Origin of the sequence: Mesorhizobium sp. M6A.T.Ce.TU.002.03.1.1, assembly GCF_003997275.1 — a bacterium.
GTDB classification, from domain to species: domain Bacteria; phylum Pseudomonadota; class Alphaproteobacteria; order Rhizobiales; family Rhizobiaceae; genus Mesorhizobium; species Mesorhizobium mediterraneum.
Genome location: NZ_RZTI01000300.1, coordinates 1 through 661, shown reverse-complemented (window position 1 = coordinate 661; position 661 = coordinate 1). Strand labels below are relative to the sequence as shown.

The following is a 661-nucleotide window of genomic DNA, read 5'->3' as shown; positions in this document are numbered from 1 at the left end:
GCTCGATGCTGACCGGCTGCCTGGCGTCCAGTGCCGGCTTGGCGAGTTCGATCAGCTTACGGTCGAGCACATCGTCGATTGGGTGCTTCTGCCGTTCGGTCCAATGCACCGCCTCGTGCGGGGCATCCGGCTTGAAGAACATCTTGCTGAAATCGAGCCCGCGCGCCTTCCAGTGCTGGATCAGTGCGCGCTTTTCCAGAAGGTCGGTGTCGCCGATGATCTGGTCGAGATGGGTGTAGCCCATCTCGGCGAGCAGCGCCCGCACCTCTTCCGCCACATAGAAGAAGAAGTTGATCACATGTTCCGGCGTGCCCTTGAAGCGCTTGCGCAACACCGGGTCTTGCGTCGCGACGCCGACCGGGCAGGTGTTGAGATGGCACTTGCGCATCATGATGCAGCCGGCCGCGATCAGCGGCGCGGTCGAGAAGCCGAATTCGTCGGCGCCGAGCAACGCGCCGATGACGACGTCGCGGCCGGTGCGCAGGCCGCCATCGACCTGCAGCGCCACGCGCGACCTGAGGCCGTTGAGCACCAGCGTCTGGTGCGTCTCGGCAAGGCCCATTTCCCACGGGCTGCCGGCATGCTTGAGCGAGGTCAGCGGCGATGCACCCGTGCCGCCGTCATAGCCCGATATAGTGATATGATCGGCACGCGCCTTGGC

1 protein-coding gene is annotated in these 661 nt (G+C 64.8%); it reads right to left on the bottom strand.

Annotated elements, in window-relative coordinates; genetic code table 11:
* Nucleotides 1-661 (bottom strand): glutamate synthase-related protein (locus EOC93_RS33630; RefSeq protein ID WP_245461617.1); only part of this gene is annotated, 661 nt, incomplete at both ends.